The following is a 17,165-nucleotide window of genomic DNA, read 5'->3' on the forward strand; positions in this document are numbered from 1 at the left end:
GGAAGAATTTGTCATGGACCTCAAAATTGCACTGTACGCACTCGCCGATCTCTCGATGATCGTAGCGGGGTTCACCTTCGGCTGGAAATTCATCAACAACTATAAGAATTACCTGCTCGGCCTCGAGTGGATCATTGTGGCGTCCTCGGGGACCAACTTCCTGGTCTACGCGCTGGTCGGCGCCGACGAAACCAGCCCGATGTATCACCTCGCTTTCTTCTTCGACGCGTTCTCCCGGTCGGTCGGAATCACCGTCATCCTCGTCCTCGGCTTGCTGAAGGTCACCCACGATTTCAAGCCTTCGATTGCCGTCGATATCGGCGTCTTCGGGCTCGCGATCGTCGGTGGCCTGGTCATGTCCGCCTTCGCGGACGACCTCGGGTTGGCGGCGGCCATCTTCTACGTCGTGATGAATGCACTGACCACACTGTTCCTGCTGTACTTCGCATGGCGGCTGTGGGAAATCGGCGAGCGCGGCCATTCCACGGCCGTCATGGTCGTCACCGCTGCTGCCGCCGCCGTAGCCGGTATCTACGACTTCGCTGCTATTCCCGGAGACGATGAGCACCATACGATCTTCTACACGTTGGCTATGCTCACCTGGTCCTCGCAGATGGTTGTCTACTACAACGGCTATCGAACGCTGCATAACAGCAATGACCGGAAGGCGACGGTGTCCAGGGCGACGAGTTCGGCGGTGGCGATACCGGGACACGGCCGGAATTCGGTTCACCTGTAGGAGATCTCGTGATCCGGCGCTCGCGATGTCGGTCGGGAGCGACGCTTGTGTGAGCCGCCGGAGAGGGTTCGCTCCGGGCTACTCGGCGTCAGTCCCGGCGAACCCAGGACACCAACGACCGCATGGGCGATTCGGGCTCGCTATCCGCCGAACTGGCTGTTGGGGCTTCTGGTTCGCCGAGGTGGACCTCCATCCACGCGTCGAGCATTCCGACGGTCGACTCCAGTTGAGCCCGAGCAGCGGCAGGGTCGGTTGACGTCAGCGCGTTCAGACCGAAGCCGTCCGACAATGCGAACACCACGAAGATCAGCCGATCGACAGTATCCGGTGTGACCGAATCGGCGGTGAACGGCTCGAAAATTGAGCGCATGGTCGTGAATGTCGCGGAGTACAGAATCCGGGCCTGCCCGCCTTCGCGGTGACCCCAACTGACCAAATCGAGGATACTCGACCCCAAGTCGGGGTTCTCCAGATACCACTGCAGGACCGCGCGCAACAATCCTCGGGCGGTCTTCTGTACATCACCGTGGATGTCGGTGCGGGTCAGCACTGTGCGGTACTCGACGGCGAGATGGTCCAAGACTGCCGCGAAGAGTGCCTCCTTGGTGGCGAAGCAGTAGTGCAGCGTTGCCAGTGGGGCGTGTGCTTGCTCGGCGATGCGGCGCGTGGTGGCCCCGTCGACTCCGTGGACGGCGATGACGCGCACTGCCGCCGCCACCAGCTCGGCGCGACGCTCAGCGGCGGGAATGCGGCCCATCTGGAACTCCTTGACGCCATCTGAACGTTTGATCAAGTCACGCTGTGGACGGCGGTGGGAATCGTGTGGGCGCGGGCGCTGAACGATGCGGTGCCGTCTGGTCGGTCTCATAGACTTGATCATCTGACTATATACAACTCGACGGCGGCCCGCATTGCCGAGCCGGCGTCGGAAACCTGGTGGGGGGGATGTTTCCGCCCTGGTATCGACTACCTGCCGGGTCCGCCGCCGGACGGTCGGCAGGTGCGGGATTTCGCTAGTTGTTCATTTGCCTTGATCACATGACCCACTTGGGGTACGGTTATGGCGGCCCTCACACCCCTGGGGCCCACGTCGGACTTCTCGAGCACACCCTCGGCGGCCCGACATCGAGCCTGTGGATCGCCTGTCCGGGCGGGACGATCACTCTGCCACATCACCGGGCCCCTCTGACCTCCGACGGACCGCCCATTGCCTCCGACGGCGTGTCACTCTTCAAGGAGAAGACCATGTCTATCAGGGAACTGCTTTTCGCGGTCGCGGACATCTGGATGATCTCAGTCGGTTTCATCTACGGCCTCAAGTTCATTCGGGACTACAAGAACTATCTGCTCGGAATCGAGTGGATCATCGTGGCGACATCGGGAACGAACTTCCTGATCTACGGCCTGCTGAAGGCCGGGCACGACAGCCCTATGTACAGCGCTGCAGCCTTTTTGGACGCGTTCTCCCGGTCGGTCGGTATCACACTGATTCTGGTGCTCGGGTTGATGAAGGTCACTCACCGGTATAGGCCGTCGGTGACGGTGGACATCGGGGTGTTCGTCCTCGCGGGTATCGCGGGCCTTCTTCTGGTCGGGTATCAGGACACTATCGGGCTGCCGGCCAAGATCTTCTTCGTCGTGGTCAATGTGCTCACCACAATGTTCATGATCTACTTCGTTGCCAGGCTGTGGCAGATCGGCGAGCGTGGGCACGCCACGTGGACGGCCGCTGCCGCTGCGTGCGGATTTCTGGTCGCGGCGTCCTACGATTTCGTCGAGATCCCCGGGGACGACCCCAAGCACACGCTCTTCTATGTTCTTGCCCTGTCATCCTGGGGTTTGCAGATGTTCGTGTACTTCCGTGCCTATCGGGCATTCGATGCCTACAACAAACGCGTAGCCGCCTCTGCGGAGGCGAACGATGCAGTCGTCGCCGCGTAGTCGCCGCACTTCTTCGAGCAACTCAGAGGCGGGAGCCGACATGGCAACGCATCATGCGCACGTAGAAGCCGCCGAGGTGGTTGTCATCGGTGCCGAGATGGCCGGTTGATGGCCGCGACCACCCTCGCGTCCGAGGTTGGGGTGGTGGTGCTCGAGTCCACCGATCGCACAGGCGGACGCGTCGAAACCGTCCGCCAGGGCAACTGCTGGATCAATGTCGGGACCCAGTTCACCGAGGGCACCGGCATGTTGATCGACGCCCTCGACCGGCACGACATCGAATGGTTCCCTCGCGGGCAAGAGCATCGCTCGGAGCCGGCTGCCACGATCGTCCGCTCGTGGTCGGCTCCTTCACCGACGAGGTCGGGCCGCAGCGATGGGACAAGCACTTCGGGATTTCGGCGCCTCAACTGTCATTCCAGGCGGTGTTCGGGTGCTGGCAAGCCTCGGTCGCTCACGTTGATTGCAGGTGCCTGGAGCGGTGGCGCCGACCGACTTGTTCGAGTCTGCCTGCTACCTGGAAAGTGTCGATCCTTCGCAGTCGAGGGTTGTGAATTCTTCCTGCCCCGGGCTGCTCGAAGCGGTTCGGGCTTGATCGAATCCGGCCGGGATCCAAGGAATTCGGCCGGCGGAGGGTCACGCGTCTTCGAGTCGGAATGCTCGCCGGAAACCTCTGTCCTCTGGTTTGACAACGGCCGCCCGGTCCCGAAATTATTAGAACTCGAGTCTAATTCGAGTTAGTGAGGAGTTGATTTGTGATGGCCCACGGGATGGTGCGCGAGGAGCGCCGCGATGTCGTCGTTGTCGGCGCGGGGATCGCCGGATTGATGTCGGGCACAACGTTGTCCGACGGAGCGGACGTGGTCGTTCTCGAGGCGTCCGATCGCGCCGGCGGTCGTGTCGAGTCTGTGCGAAGGGGTGAGTACTGGGTCAATGTGGGCACGCAGTTCACCGAGGGAACAGGCGCGCTGATCGACGAGCTCGACAAGCATCGAATCCATCGCGGAACGCTCGCCGGGAAGAAGGTAGGACTTCTGCTCAACGGCAGAATGGTGGATACGGCCAACCCGATCGCGCTGATGTTCCGGACGCGAATGACGTTCGCCGACCGCGTTGCTCTTGCGAAAGTGGGTGCCCGGATCGTCTCGGCCGCAGTGGGTCTCGACCCGCGATTCGAGGGCCGATCGTTCTACAACCGCATCCGATCGGCGCTGGACAAGAAGTCGGCGGCTTACGTTCTCGAGGGCGTGAAGTCGCCGGTCGCGCATGCGATGGTTAACTCATGGACCGGGCAGTGGATGGGATGCGACCCGGACGAGACCGCGGCCCCGCAATTCGTCATCTCCATGAGCGTCGCACTCGCTGATCCAGGCAAGGTTCCCAATTTCTCCCTCCCGGAAGGCGGTAATCAGACGCTGACCGATATTCTCGCCGAGGGCCTGGGTGACCGATTGCGGCTCGGCGCCTCGGTGGACTCCGTGGAGCGGAAGGGCGACGAGGTCCTCGTGCGCTACACCGACGCGGAAGGCGCGGCACAGATTCACGCCAAGCGCGTGATCATCGCGGTACCGGCCGACATCGCGGCACGGATCGTGTCCGGCCTGCCCGAGGACTATCGGGCGGCATTGGGTGCCATCGGATACGGTCGCTACGTGGTCGTCGGGTACTTCACCGAAGAGGAGGGCCCGTCGCGATGGGACGACTACTACGGTGTATCGACCCCGCTGCTCGAGTTTCAGGCAGTGTTCAATCACTCTGCGGCGCAGCGAGGTTCGGGGCCGCGGAACCCCGGTGGCGCACTCGCGTGTTTCGCGGGCGGCAGCAAGGCAGACGCGCTGTTCGAGCTCAGCGATGACGACATCGCCGACCGCTTCAGCCGCGACCTGCTGTCGATCTACCCCGAGCTCGACGGCAAACTCGGTACCCCGATTGTCCGGCGCCATCACCGGGTCGTCCCCTACTGGGGGCCGGGGCAGAAGAAGAGCCTTGCGACCCTGCAGCAGCCGCTGGGCCCGTTGTGGTTTGCGGGTGACTACGCACTCGACATGCCTTCGCTGGCCGACGCGGCCGCGTCGGGCGAACGTGCGGCGAAGGCCGTCCTCGGAGACCTGGCGGGCTGAGGCGTAGGTGCCGAGGTGCGCCGTCACGATGCGTACCGCCCCGTCGATGATCGCCGGGCGGGGCGGGAACCGTCCCCGAGACGCTCTGGACGGCGCGCGAGTCGATATGTGGAAGAGGTCGCAGAGAGGGTGCAGGAATGTCGCGGGACGACTTCGAACAACTGCCGCAGGTTCGAATCCAGCAGAGGGAAGACGGCCCGTGGCGTTACAGTGCGACGGTGGACTCCTGGCCTCGTCCCAGTCGACGCACCGCGGCGTTGATCCGTGATGTCGCGGAACGCCTGCTCGCGTCCTCGGAGACAGCCCTCGACGAGCTGACCGCGGCCTCACATGAGGCCGCCGAATACCGTGCGGTGCTCGAGGACCCGCAGCTCGTCGCCGCCGATCGGCGAATGAACAGAACCAACCTGCTGCACTGGCTATCGGCCAACCTGCAGGATCCGGGCGCTCGGGTGGCGCCCAGCGTCGACCCGGATATTCTGCAGTTCGCCCGTGATCTGGTGCGGCGTGGGCTGGACCTGCACGATCTCGGCGCGTGGCGGGGCGCGCAGCACAGTGGGTGGTCGGCATGGGTCGACGAGTGTTTCGCCGTGACCAGCGACCTCGATGAGCTTCGTGACTTGATGAAGGTGTCTGAGCGGTCGATGTCGACGTTCATCGACGACTCCATCGCATCGCTGGACGCGTACGTCGCAAGAGAACGAGCGGAACTGGCCCGGGGTGCCGGCGCCGAGCATCACTCCACGGTCCAGTTGCTGCTCGAGGGGGCACCGATCAGTCGTGCTCGCGCGGAGTCGCGGCTCGGGTACGCCCTGACGGGCAGCCACGTCGCGGCGATAATTTGGAGCGACTCGGTAGACGACGCGGCAGGGCTCGACGGCGCTGCGGAAGCGGTGATGCGAGCGTGCGGCGCGTCGCGCAGGCTCACACTGAACGCGAGCGTTACCGCGCTGTGGGTGTGGCTGGCTGTGAGCGCTGTCCCGTCGGCCGAAGAGATGCAAGCAGCCATGGCCGACCGGCGCGGGATCCGCGTGGCTTTCGGGCGCCCGGGTAAGGACCTCGAGGGATTCCGCCGAAGTCACGTCGATGCCGCGACCGCCCAGCGAGTGCTCGCGCGGGTCGGCTCCGCACGAGGGGTGGTGCGGTACGAGGACATCGCTCTGGTCTCGGTCCTCAGTGCCGACATGGCACAGGCGGATCAGTTCGTCGCCGACACCCTTGGTGACCTCGCCACCGCTGATGCCGCGCTGCGGGATACCGTGCTCACCTACGTCCGGGAACGGTTCAACGGATCTGCTACAGCGGAACGGCTGTACACGCACCGCAACACCGTCGAGCGACGACTGGCCCGGGCCGACCAGCTCCTACCCGTGCCGCTCGCCGAGAACGCCGCGAGCGTGGTGGCCGCCCTCATGCTCGTGCAGCTGCGCGGCTGAGGACGACCACCACGAGGGTCACATCGGTAGGTCTGGCGAGTCGACCCCGACCACCCGGTCACCGCAGAACACCCGCACCGACTCCGCGGGTCCGTGCCCGCCGATGCCCGACGGCCCCCAGAAGCTCTGCGCGGAGTCGTCGCCGAGGTCGAGCACCTTCGCGCCGTTGACTCGTACCTCGCCGGACTTGACGCGCGCGCCGATGGCGATCGCGCGGTCGGTGTCGGTGCCGAAGACGTAGGCGTCCAGGCCCGACGGGTGCGCGTTGGCGGTGCGCAGCGCGTCGATATCCGAGTCGACCCCGTGCAGGGAGATCACCGGGCCGAACAGCTCGGCCGTCGTGCGATCGGGATCGGAGCCGGTGGCGATCGTGGGGGAAAGGAAGAACCCTGCGAGGCCGGGTAGCTCGCCGGGCTGGTCGATGTCGGCGCCCAACTCGCGCAAGCCCTCGATTCGCTGCAGCAGTGTCCGGTAGTGCGGCTCGTTGGAGATCGGACCGATGTCGGTGCTCTCGTCGAGCGAGTGGCCGATCCGCAGGTTCGCGATCCGCTCGGCCAGGGCGTCGCGGATCGGCTGTACCAGCCGATGCGGTGCCAGCACCTTCCCCGGGCCCTCGCACCATTGCCCGTTGAGGTTCGTCATGCCGGTGAGGATCCCGTCGGCAGCCACATCGATGTCAGCGTCGTCGAGGACGAGCACGGGGTTGTTGCCGCCCAGCTCCAACTGGAGAACCTTGAAGTCCTCGGCGGCGGCGCGGGCGATGGCCCGGCCGCCGCCTGGGCCGCCGGTGAACGACACCACCTGGATCCGCCGGTCGCCGGTGAGCGCGGCGCCGATTTCGCCGGCCCCGTGCACGAGTTGTAGCGCACCATCGGGCAGCCCGGCGTCTACGAAGCATTCGACGATCACCTGCGCGCTGGCGGGGGCGTGCTCGGAGGGCTTGAGCAGTACCGGGCAGCCGGCGGCGATCGCGCTGGCTGCTTTTGCCGCGGGGATGAAGCTGGGCCCGTTCCACGGGGTGAGGATCGCGGCTGGGCCCCATGGGATCCGGTGAAGCCGGACGTCGCGGCCGCCCGCCTCGAGGGAGACGACACGGGCAAGATTGCGTGCCTCGGCGGCAGCGCCGCGCAGCCGGTGCGGCAGGAAGGCCGCGACCGTGCGCGTCGCCCGGATCGGCGTGCCGCTGGTGAGGGCGTCGACGCGGGCGATCTCCTCGATCCGTTCCTCGATCTTGTCCGCGGCCCGTTCGAGCGCTTCGGCGCGCTCGATCCGGAAATCCTCGCTCGTGAAGTCCGTCGCGTCGTAGACGCGCTCCGCGAGCTGGAGCGCCCGCTCGAAGTCGGTGGCAGAGGTGGTGACCATCCGGTGCACCGGCTCGCCGGTGTTCGGGTCGACGTTCCAGGAATCGAGGATGTCGCAGTCGACCCACTCGCCCGCGATGTAGCTGCGTGGCTGGGTGAGCGTGATGGTCGTGATGGTCATGGGGTCGTCTCCGCGGTGTCGGGTCGGGTTGGCATGGCGATGACGATGCGGGTCACATCGCCGGACTTCATCGCCTCGAAGCCCGCATTGATCTGCTCGAGCGGATGACGTCGGTGACCATCTCGTCGAGCAGCAGGCGACCCTGCTGGTACAGCCGGGCGAACTGGGTGATGTCTTCGCGAGCGCGGTGGCCGGGGCTCGAGGATCGCGCGGGTCACGTCTCTTCCACCTGTCTGTCGGCAATCGAATGTGCCTGGCCGCGCAGGTCGAAGACCGCGCCGGGCGACTCGGCGGCACGGGCAACGAGCGCGGGCTTCGACACCCGCTGTGACGGAGTGCGCGGGAAGTCCGCGACGAACTCGACATAGCGCGGCACCTTGAACTTCGCGAGCCGCTCGGCGACCCGGGCGATGATCGCCGCGGCCGTCGCCCGATCCGCCGGTATCCCGCCGGCGAGCTGCACGAAGGCCTTGATCTCCTCGCCGAGCACGTCGTCGGGCTCGGCGACGACCGCGGACGACACCACGGTGTCGTCGTGTTCGAGCGCGGCCTCCACCTCGACGGCGGCTACGTTCTCGCCGCCCCGGCGCACCATGTCCTTGAGTCGTCCCACCAGCCGCAGCTCGCCTCGCTCGTCGGCGACGGCCAGGTCACCGGTGTGCAGCCAGCCGTCGCGCAGAGTCTGTGCGGTCTCCTCGGGCCGGTTCCAGTAGCCGAGCATCATCGGCGCGCCGGACACGATCAGCTCGCCGGGTATCCCGGCGGGCGCCTCGGCACCGTCCGCATCCACGATCCTGACCTGTTTGGTCGGCACCGGATGCCCGAGGGCGCCGCTCCCCACGGCCGCGGTGTCCTCGAACGGACTGAACAGGTCGATCCCGCTCTCCGTCATGCCGTAGACCTCGCGCCACGGCGCGCCCCAACGCTGTTCCAGGTCCGGGTGCAGTGCCGCGGGGATCGCGGAACAGAACACCGCGCGCAATCGATTGTCCCGGTCATCGGGGTGGGGCGGTTGTTTGAACAGCAGAGTTGGCATGGACCCGAGGACGTAGCAGAAGGTAGCTCCGTGCCGACGGACCTCGGCCATGTAGCCCGAGGCGGAGAAGCGCGGCAACACCACCAATGGGGCGCCGATCGTGAGGGCCAGCACAGTGTTCCACTGCGGATCCATGTACGAGAACGGCTGGGCGGTCAGCAGGACGTCGTCTGGGCCGAGCCCGACGGCCGCGGCGCAGGCCCACCCGATCCGGGTCCAGTAGTCGTGGGTCAGCATGCACGCCTTGGGAAATCCGGTGGTGCCCGAGGTGTACTGAAGGTTCGCGAGGGTCTCCGGGCCGACCGCGACGTCCGGGGCCGTGGCGGGAAACGCGGCGTCTCTCGCGTCCTCGATATCGATGGCTGTGACGTGCGAGAGAGCCGGATCACCGGCGATCACTTCGCCCACGAGCGGGAGATGATCGGCATCGGTCACGATCACGCGGGCGCCCGAATCCCGCAGCACGAAGTGCAGATCGGCGGCGCGGTAGGCAGAATTCACCGGCACGGCGACGGCACCTGCCTTGAGCACTCCGAGCCACGTCAGGGGCCAGCCCACCACATTGGGCAACATGATCGCGACACGGTCGCCCGGCGCCAGGTGGTCGGTCGCGATGAGCCGGTTGGCCAGCCGCGACGAGGCCGCGTCGACTCGCTGGTAGGTCCAGGACTCGTCGCCGAAGCGCAGCAGTTCGACACCGGGGTGATGCGCGGCACCGGCGGCCAGCAGGCCGGTAACGGTCCGAACTCGGGGGATCGCCCCGATCTCGTCGGGGGCGACGGTGCGGCGGAGCGGCGCGTTCTCCACCGCATCCGTTTCGGTTGTCATCGCCGGGCCTCCTGCCGTTTACTCGATTCTTCGACGATCCAGGCCATCGCCGGGTCGTCCCGTTCCATCCACTCGGGGTGCCACTGCACGCCGAGGATCGGCCGGCCGGGCACCTCCACTGCTTCGATCACCCCTTCGGGGGTACGTCCGGTCACCACCAGCCCCGTTCCGCACCGGTCGATGGCCTGGTGGTGCCACGAGTTGGTCACCACGCTCGGCCCGAAGATCCGGGCGGCGGTCGAGCTGGGCTCGAAGGTCACCACGTGCTCGGCGTCGCCGTCGGTGGGGGCGCTCTGCGCCGACAGGTGCGGGATCGGTCCCGGCGCCAGGTCCGCGATCAAGGTGCCACCGAGCGAGATGTTGAGCACCTGCAGTCCTCGGCATACCCCGAGGAGCGGGACCCCGCGGTCGATCGCGGCACGGGCCAGCGCGAACTCGTATTCGTCGCGCTCGGAATCGTGCGCGTTGGTGTCGCTTCGCGGGTCGATGTCGCGGACGACCGACGTGTCGCCGCCCCAACGGGCGGGGTGCACGTCCTGCCCGCCCGTGATGACCACCCCGCTCAGCCACTCGCACGTGTCGAGCGGATCGGCGTCGTACGGCAGATGCACGGGTATCCCACCCGCCTTCGCGATTCGGGTCGCGAAGGCGGACATGAACGAATCCATGCACGCCTTCCCGTATCGGGGGTCGGCGCCGGCCAGCAGACTCAGCTGGAAGCGACGGCCGGTGATGCCGACCAACGGCTTTCGGCTCATGAGAACTCGAAGTAGCGCCGGGACTCCCACTCGGACAGTTCGGCGTAGGGATCGCCACCGGTGGTGTGGAACTGCATCCACTCCCACCTGCGGGATGCCGTCCAGAAGTCGACGAACTCGTCTCCGAGGTACTCGCGGAGGATCTCGTCGGCGTCGAGCGCCGTGATCGCCTTCGTCATCGAATCGGGGATCCGTTCGACACCACAGTCATCCGGAAGACACCACGCCATGTCCTCGACCTGTGGGGGTGCCGGGATCTTCCGCTCGATGCCCGCCACGATTCCGGCGAGGACACCGGCCAGCGCGTAGTACGGATTGACATCCGAGCCGGGAACCCGATATTCGAGCCGGGAGTACTTGGGATGGCCGACGACAGCGCGCAGCGCCGCGGTCTTGTTGTGCACGCCCCAGCTGATCGTTGTCGGCGGTCCGGAGACGTCGACGAGACGCCGGTACGAGGTGATCTGCGGCAACGCGAGCAGCGTATTGCCCGCCATCGTGGCCATCAGCCCGCCGACCGCGTGCAGCATGGTCTCGGACGGACCGTCCGGCGAATAGAACTGATTCTCACCGTCACGCTGCAGCGAGACGTTCAGGTGCGCGCCCTGCCCGAATCCAGCGGTCGGCTTGGCCATGAAGGTGACCGACCGACCCATCTTGCAGGCGATCTCGCGCATCACCTGCTTCGCCCGCACCCAGGAGTCGGTGAGCGTCAGCGGGTCGGCTGGCGCGATGTTCAGTTCGGTCTGGCCCGGCGCGGCCTCGTCGGTCCATGCCTCCCAGGTGATGCCGAGCTCGTCGAGCCGGTCGGTGACGGCCTCCATGTAGTCGATCCAGTCCGAAGACCTGGCAAGGTTGTAGGTGGCGCCGGTTTCGCCGCCGAGCGGGGTCAGGTCGCGGTATCCGCGGGCCCTGGCCTCCTGGATGGACTCCTCGAACAGGGTGGTCTCGATCTCCACCGCGACGGTGGCGGTGTAGCCCAGGGTGGCGAGGCGTTCGATCAGCCGGCGCAGGAGGTTTCGCGGACAGATCGGCACCGGGCGGCCGTCTGCGAGCCAGAAGTCGCCGATCACGGAGTGGACGCCGGGCTTCCATTCCACGAGGGTGTTCATGTCGGGGATCAGCGCGATGTCGTAGAGGTTGCCGCGCCATTCCGGGTAGGCATCCCCGAACACGACGTCGGTACCCATGTCGATGGCGAACAGGACGTCGGCGAAGGCGAATCCGGAGTTCTGACCGGAGGCGAACTTCGCGGGTGTGACGTTCTTGCCCATGAAGCTGCCGTCGTGGTTGGTGGCCTCGACGCGGAACGCCTTGACGGGTGGGCGGGACGAGGTCGCCTCGGCGATGGTGAGATCAGACATCGAAACGGGCCTTCCACGATGCGGCGGTCATAGCCGACAGCTGAGCCAGGGTGCCCTGGACGCGCAGACCACGTCCCAAGGCGGTGAACAGGGAATCGCTGCCGGTGAAGACTCCGGCCAGCACGTCGGGGGTGCCGACGACCCGGTAGACGCTGGGGCCGTCGCCGAATCGGGCCTCCTGCGGGCCGTCCGGGCCGGCCGCGACCGCGACGAGGACGTCGGGGATGCCGCGCACGCCCCGGGTGGTTTCCCAGAAGTGAGCCGCCGCCGCGCGCCACTCGGGCTGCGGGACATCCAGAGCCCGCAGCAGCGCGTCGGCGAGTTCCCGGTCGCCCTCCGTCGCCACGCTGGAGAATCGTGCCTCGAGGTCGACCACCACGGTGGCATCGGTGGGAACGAAGACGCCACCGGTCACGGTCACAGCACCGGCGGCGAAGGTCACGGTGGCCGCCTGCGGGGTGGCGTGTGACCGCACCGCGACGCTGCCGGAGCGACCTTCGAATGCGTCGGGGGCGTGACCCTGCCGGGCGGAATCGCGCAGGGTCCGGCCGATCAGGCGGACGACAGGGGTGGCGTCGTCCTCGATCGTGACCCGGAGTTGCTCCGCGACCTGCGTCGCGGTGGGTGTGGTGGTTTCCATCTGTTCCTTCATCACTGGCGTTGCTGGGGGAGATGAGTCGGGGCGGCCGCCCAGGAGGTCAGGTGAGCGAGTCGTAGCGCGGCTGCTGTCGGTGTAGCGCTGTCGCCCAGGCGAGGCCACCGAGGAACGCCGTGGCCAGCACGGCCAGAAAGACGTTCGCCAAGGCGCGAGAGCCGATGAGGAGCTCGAAGTTGCCGATGACGAGCACGAGTATGAAGCCGAGCGCCGCGAAGGCGAGGGCGGGTGCGATGGTGCCACGCCATGCGTTCGCCGAGCTGTCCCGGCGGAAATGGACGACGATCGCGGCGGAGGTCAGTGTCAGCAGGGCGATGAGCCCCAGCGTTCCGGTGCCCCCGAACCAGGCGTAGATCTGGGTAACGGGGTCGAGCCCGACGATCGCGGTGATCGCGACCAGCGCGCTGATCACGGCCGAGGTCAGGAGTGAAGCGACGTGGGGTGATCGGTACGCAGGATGCACGGCCCCGAGCCGGATCGGGAGAGCCCGCTGGCGGCCCAGGTCGAACAGATAGCGTGCGACGACGTTGTGGGCGGTGAGCAAGCAGGCGAAGAAGCTCGTCACCAGCAGGACTTGCACGGCGTCGTGGGCGACCTGCGAGACGTACCGTGTTGCGAGCCCCGCGGCGAGTCCCTGGGGATCCTCGGCGGCGAGACCGCCGGCGCGGTCGACACCGGCGCCCATGATCATGGCCCAGGACGACAAGGCATAGATGGCCGCGATGATGGTGACCGCGATGTAGGTCGCCCTCGGGACGGTGCGATCGGGGTTCTTGGCCTCTGACCGGAAAACCGCGGTCGCCTCGAAACCGACGAAGCCGAAGACGGCGAACATGATGCCGGTGGCGGGGGTGCCGCTGGTGAAGGCGGCCCAGGACAGCGGCTCCGCCGAGAGTCCGTCGGCCCCACCGCGCACCACGATGGCGAGGTCGATGACGGCGACGATCGCGATCTCCGCGACGAGCAGTACGCCGAGAACGCGAGCACTGACCTCGACATCGAGATATCCCAGGTAGCCGACAGCCGCGAGCCCGGCGGCAGCGAGCATCCACCACGGAACGGAGACGCTGGAGAAGGTCTCGATCACGGTCACCGCGGCGGCGCCGAAATATCCGGTAACGGAGACCAGGAGAACGGAGTAGGTCACCAGCGCCAGCGCCGCGGCGCCGAGACCGACCGTCGTGCCCAAGCCGCGTTGCACGTAGGAGTAGAAGGCGCCGACGTCGCGGACCTGGGGAGTCATCGCGGAGTACCCGACCGTGAAGAGCACGAGCACGAGACCGACGAATACGAAGTCGCCGGGCGTTCCGATGCCGTTGCCCGTTCCCAGCATGAGCGGGATCAGCCCGGCGAACACCGTCAACGGCGCGGCCATCGCGACCACCATGAAGACGATATGGGAGACGCCCAGTTCCCGTTGTAGACCGGGCGCCGCGGTCGGGCCGCCGGCTCCCGCGGTCGTGCCTGGAGCCTGTTCGGTCATGCCGGCACCTGTTCGATGTGGCCGACGACGAGGTCGGCGATCCGGAGTGCGAGTGCGTCTGGCAAGTGGTGGCCCATACCCGGGATGACGATGTGTCGTGCGCCGGCGATCGCCGCTGCGGTGGCAGTACCTCCGGACGGTGCGACGAGCGGGTCCCGATCGCCGTTGATGACAAGTGTCGGAGCCTCGATCCGGGCGAGCTCGGCGGTCCGGTCGCCCGAGGCCTGGATGGCCTGGATCTGCCGCGCGGTCCCAGCTGCACCGTCACCAGCGGTGCGGTCCCAGGTCGTGCCGGCGTGCGCGGCCTCTTCGACTTCGTCGATGGGGTACGCGGTTCCGGCGATGTGCGCGGTGATCCGCAGGTGCCCCCGGACCGCGCCCACTCGATCACGCGGGGGCGGGCTGCCGGCGACCAAGGCCAGGCTCAACAGCGTCGGCTGGCCGACCTTCTTGCTCCCCGTGGTCGAATACAGGGAGGTGAGCGTCCTGACCAGGTGCGGGTACCTGGCGGCCACCACCTGGGCGATCATGCCGCCCATGGACCTGCCGACGAGGTGCACCGGGCCGACGCCGAGATGCTCGATCAGCTGCGCGGCGTCGTCGGCCATGTCGGCGAGGGTGTAGGCGTCGTGGCGGGGCAGGGCGAGTAGCTGGCGCAGCGTGTTCGGCGGCGGGGACGGGGAATACGTGGAGCGTCCGCAGTCGCGGTTGTCCATCCGGATGACGCCGAAGCCGGTCGCGGTGAGTGCGGACAAGAATCGGTCCGACCAGGTTGTCAGGTCCTCCGCGAGCCCTGAGATGAGGAGCACGGGTGGTGCGTCCGGGGCGCCGTCGAGCCGGTAACACAGTCGCGTGCCGCCGGGCAGGGAGACGAACCGGTCTTCGGGCAAGCTAGACACGGACCGCCCCCTTCGCGGTGCCGGTCACAGTGTCGTCCTTGGTCGAACCGAATCGCAGGGCGTCGTCGAGCAGCGGCCCGCGCAGGAGTTTGGCGTCTGCCGGGTAGGACATCTGCATCTGCCACATCCCGGTGCCCTGCTTGGGCAGGGTTGCGGAGGCCCGCTTGGCGTAGCCGGAGCTGAGGTCCAGGATGGGCCTGGTCTCCATGTCGGGGTCGGATTCGACGATCACGCTGTCGTAGCCGAAGGCGTCCATGTGCTGCACGAGCTTCGTGAAGTAGCGACACAGGATGCCGATCTTCAAGGTCCACGACGACGTGGTGTAACCGATCGCGAGGGCAAGATTGGGGATTCCCGACAGCAGCGTTCCCCGGTACACGACGGACTGCGACAGATCCGTCGGGACGCCGTCGATGTCGATGTCGATGCCGCCGAGCATGCGCACGTTGAGGCCGGTCGCCGTGACGATCACGTCTGCGTCGAGGTGCTTGCCGGACTCGAGCGCGATCCCTGTTTCGGTGAACCGAGCGATGCGGTCGGTCACGATGGACGCGCGGTTACTGCTCAGAGCGTCGAAGAAGTCGCCGTCGGGCGACAGACACACACGCTGGTCCCAGGGGTTGTACGGCGGGTTGAAATGCGTGTCCACGTCGTACCCCGTCGGCAACGATTTCTTGTTGATACGGCGGATGACCGCGCGACCGAGACGGGGGAATGTGCGCAGCGACTTGACTACGCTCCGATCGATCCAGATGTTGTTGAATCGCGTCATCGCGTATCCGCGCTGCTCCCCGAACCAGCGAGTGAGCCGCAGTGCGAGCTTGTCCACCTTGGGCCACGGGACGATGTAGGTCGGCGTGCGCTGCAGCATGGTGACGTGCGTGGCGGCGCCGGTGTGGTTGAGCATCGACGGGATCAGGGTGATGGCCGTCGCGCCGCTGCCGATCACCACGACCTTCTTGCCCGCGTAGTCGTAGTTCTCGGGCCAGTGCTGCGGGTGGATGATGTCGCCGTCGAAGTCCTCGCGCCCCTCGAAGTGGGGGGTGTAACCCTCGTCGTAGCGGTAGTACCCGGTGCCGGCGAAGATCCAGTTCGTCGTGAACTGTGTGTCGCCGTCGGGCGTGCTGACGTCGATCGTCCAGCGTGCGTCGACACTGGACCACGAGGCCTTCCGCACGCTGTGCCCCGGTCGGATCAGCCTGCCGAGGTCGAACTCGTCGACGGTCTCCTGGAGGTAGTCGAGAATCTTCGGGGCTTCGGCGATGGCGGCTCGGTCCTTCCATGGCTTGAACTCGTAGCCGAAGGTGTGCAGGTCGGAATCGGAGCGAATGCCCGGGTACTTGAACAGATCCCACGTGCCGCCGATGTTGTCGCGTCCCTCGAGGACGACGACGCGCTTACCGGGAAATGCCTCGGTGATGTAGCGGGCGGCGCCGATGCCGGAGATTCCGGCGCCGACGACGACGACGTCGAAATCTTCGGGCTGGGACGTCGGTGAGTTCATCGTGCGGCCTTCCGGTGGCGAGTGGAACGAGGGAATACACCGACGATGCCCGACCGACACGGGAGTGATCTACCACACAGTGCGCCCTCTTGATCGGCGTCGGGGTGCAGAGTGCACCCTCTCCTCGTGACCGGGTGGCGCGGTGCGGGTCATGCCCCGGTTGTCACCACATCGACGGCGACGCCGATGACCGCGACGTTGTAGAAGAACCCGATCACCGAATGAAGAAGCACCTGGGAGCGAACTCGGCGGGTTTGGGTGGTCACATCGGAGACCGCGAACGAGACGCCGATCGTCAGTGAGAAGTAGGCGAAGTCGAGCAGGTTCGGCCGTGGCGTCTCGGGAAACGACAGGGATTGTTCCGGGAGGTGCCGATGGTAGGTACGGGCGTACTGTTCGGCGAACCCGAGGTGCAGGAGAAACCAGGCCAGGAGCGCCACTGCCACCGAGATCGCTTCTGTCGACACCAGGTGGGTCTCGTCGTCGGTGCCGACCGCGCTCGACAAGACGGCAGCCAATCCGACGGCGCTCGTCACTCCGGTCAGCAGCAGTGCGGTCCAGCTGTCCGGGATCTCGTCCAGCCACTCGTCGGGGTCTTCGGCGTACTGCCTCCGCAGGAGTTGCACCAGCCAAGCGCCGATGTAGACGGCGGCGATGAAACCCCAGGCGATCAACCAATTGCGTGGTTCGGCCACCACCAGTGCCGCTACGCCGACCGCTACCAGTCCCGCTTCGACTACCCGGATGGCGATCACCCTCGCACTCAGCACTTTCGAGAACCTCCTACTGAGCACGGGTCGATCCGGGGCTTCGCCCTCCCATTCTGGGGTCACCGCCCCGAATCGGGACCAGTCGACCGGTGCTCGGAGCCTATCGCCGCCCGTTCGCCCTCCGTGTCGCGACACTCGCCCACCGAACTG

Annotated in this window: 15 protein-coding genes and 1 pseudogene; 5 read left to right on the plus strand and 11 right to left on the minus strand. The window is 66.6% G+C overall.

All coding sequences use genetic code 11. The features are described from left to right. The first annotated feature begins 13 nt into the window (after positions 1–13). Positions 14–739, plus strand: coding sequence for a transporter (locus tag AB0L91_RS25835; protein ID WP_365014230.1), 726 nt, complete (start codon positions 14–16; stop codon positions 737–739). A gap of 88 nt (positions 740–827) precedes the next feature. Here AB0L91_RS25835 and AB0L91_RS25840 read toward each other — a convergent pair whose 3' ends face one another. Then, positions 828–1,496: a TetR/AcrR family transcriptional regulator gene (locus tag AB0L91_RS25840; protein ID WP_365014233.1), complete on the minus strand. Its 669-nt coding sequence runs from the start codon at positions 1,494–1,496 to the stop codon at positions 828–830. Between the two features lie 488 nt (positions 1,497–1,984). Between AB0L91_RS25840 and AB0L91_RS25845 the strand changes: the two genes are divergently transcribed. From AB0L91_RS25845 to AB0L91_RS25860, 4 genes are all read left to right on the plus strand, one after another. Next, positions 1,985–2,680 (plus strand): transporter, encoded by a 696-nt coding sequence (locus AB0L91_RS25845; RefSeq protein ID WP_365014236.1) that lies wholly within the window; start codon positions 1,985–1,987, stop codon positions 2,678–2,680. A 108-nt stretch (positions 2,681–2,788) separates the two neighbouring features. Continuing rightward, positions 2,789–3,421: an FAD-dependent oxidoreductase gene (locus tag AB0L91_RS25850; protein ID WP_365014239.1), complete on the plus strand. Its 633-nt coding sequence runs from the start codon at positions 2,789–2,791 to the stop codon at positions 3,419–3,421. A 17-nt stretch (positions 3,422–3,438) separates the two neighbouring features. Continuing rightward, complete coding sequence (locus tag AB0L91_RS25855; protein ID WP_365014242.1) at positions 3,439–4,800, plus strand: NAD(P)/FAD-dependent oxidoreductase; 1,362 nt, start codon at positions 3,439–3,441, stop codon at positions 4,798–4,800. A gap of 137 nt (positions 4,801–4,937) precedes the next feature. Further along, positions 4,938–6,236, plus strand: a complete 1,299-nt coding sequence (locus AB0L91_RS25860; protein ID WP_365014245.1) for a helix-turn-helix domain-containing protein — start codon at positions 4,938–4,940, stop codon at positions 6,234–6,236. An 18-nt stretch (positions 6,237–6,254) separates the two neighbouring features. On the opposite strand, the gene AB0L91_RS25865 is transcribed toward AB0L91_RS25860, so the two are convergent. The 10 genes and pseudogenes from AB0L91_RS25865 to AB0L91_RS25910 form a co-directional block, all read right to left on the minus strand. Further along, complete coding sequence (locus AB0L91_RS25865) at positions 6,255–7,712, minus strand: aldehyde dehydrogenase (RefSeq protein WP_365015281.1); 1,458 nt, start codon at positions 7,710–7,712, stop codon at positions 6,255–6,257. Positions 7,713–7,714: 2 nt separating this feature from the next. After that, positions 7,715–7,905: pseudogene (locus AB0L91_RS25870) on the minus strand (alcohol dehydrogenase); the annotation flags it as partial. Between the two features lie 27 nt (positions 7,906–7,932). After that, positions 7,933–9,582 carry an AMP-binding protein gene (locus tag AB0L91_RS25875; protein ID WP_365014248.1) on the minus strand — a complete coding sequence of 550 codons (1,650 nt, stop codon included), beginning with the start codon at positions 9,580–9,582 and terminating at the stop codon, positions 7,933–7,935. Continuing rightward, complete coding sequence (locus AB0L91_RS25880; RefSeq protein WP_365014250.1) at positions 9,579–10,340, minus strand: gamma-glutamyl-gamma-aminobutyrate hydrolase family protein; 762 nt, start codon at positions 10,338–10,340, stop codon at positions 9,579–9,581. Before AB0L91_RS25880 ends, AB0L91_RS25875 begins: the two co-directional genes overlap by 4 nt. After that, entirely contained in the window at positions 10,337–11,704 is a 1,368-nt protein-coding gene (locus AB0L91_RS25885) for a glutamine synthetase (protein ID WP_365014253.1), read from the minus strand. Before AB0L91_RS25885 ends, AB0L91_RS25880 begins: the two co-directional genes overlap by 4 nt. After that, entirely contained in the window at positions 11,697–12,344 is a 648-nt protein-coding gene (locus AB0L91_RS25890) for a hypothetical protein (protein WP_365014255.1), read from the minus strand. Before AB0L91_RS25890 ends, AB0L91_RS25885 begins: the two co-directional genes overlap by 8 nt. Positions 12,345–12,402: 58 nt before the next feature. Then, positions 12,403–13,842, minus strand: a complete 1,440-nt coding sequence (locus AB0L91_RS25895) for an APC family permease (RefSeq protein WP_365014258.1) — start codon at positions 13,840–13,842, stop codon at positions 12,403–12,405. Next, positions 13,839–14,741, minus strand: coding sequence for an alpha/beta hydrolase (locus AB0L91_RS25900; RefSeq protein WP_365014261.1), 903 nt, complete (start codon positions 14,739–14,741; stop codon positions 13,839–13,841). The genes AB0L91_RS25895 and AB0L91_RS25900 overlap by 4 nt, the downstream gene beginning before the upstream one ends. Then, complete coding sequence (locus AB0L91_RS25905; RefSeq protein ID WP_365014263.1) at positions 14,734–16,245, minus strand: NAD(P)/FAD-dependent oxidoreductase; 1,512 nt, start codon at positions 16,243–16,245, stop codon at positions 14,734–14,736. Before AB0L91_RS25905 ends, AB0L91_RS25900 begins: the two co-directional genes overlap by 8 nt. A 149-nt stretch (positions 16,246–16,394) precedes the next feature. After that, positions 16,395–17,078: a DUF1345 domain-containing protein gene (locus tag AB0L91_RS25910; protein WP_365014266.1), complete on the minus strand. Its 684-nt coding sequence runs from the start codon at positions 17,076–17,078 to the stop codon at positions 16,395–16,397. Positions 17,079–17,165: the final 87 nt, after the last annotated feature.

The organism is Nocardia sp. NPDC051833 (assembly GCF_040681225.1).
In the GTDB taxonomy this organism is placed as follows: domain Bacteria; phylum Actinomycetota; class Actinomycetes; order Mycobacteriales; family Mycobacteriaceae; genus Nocardia.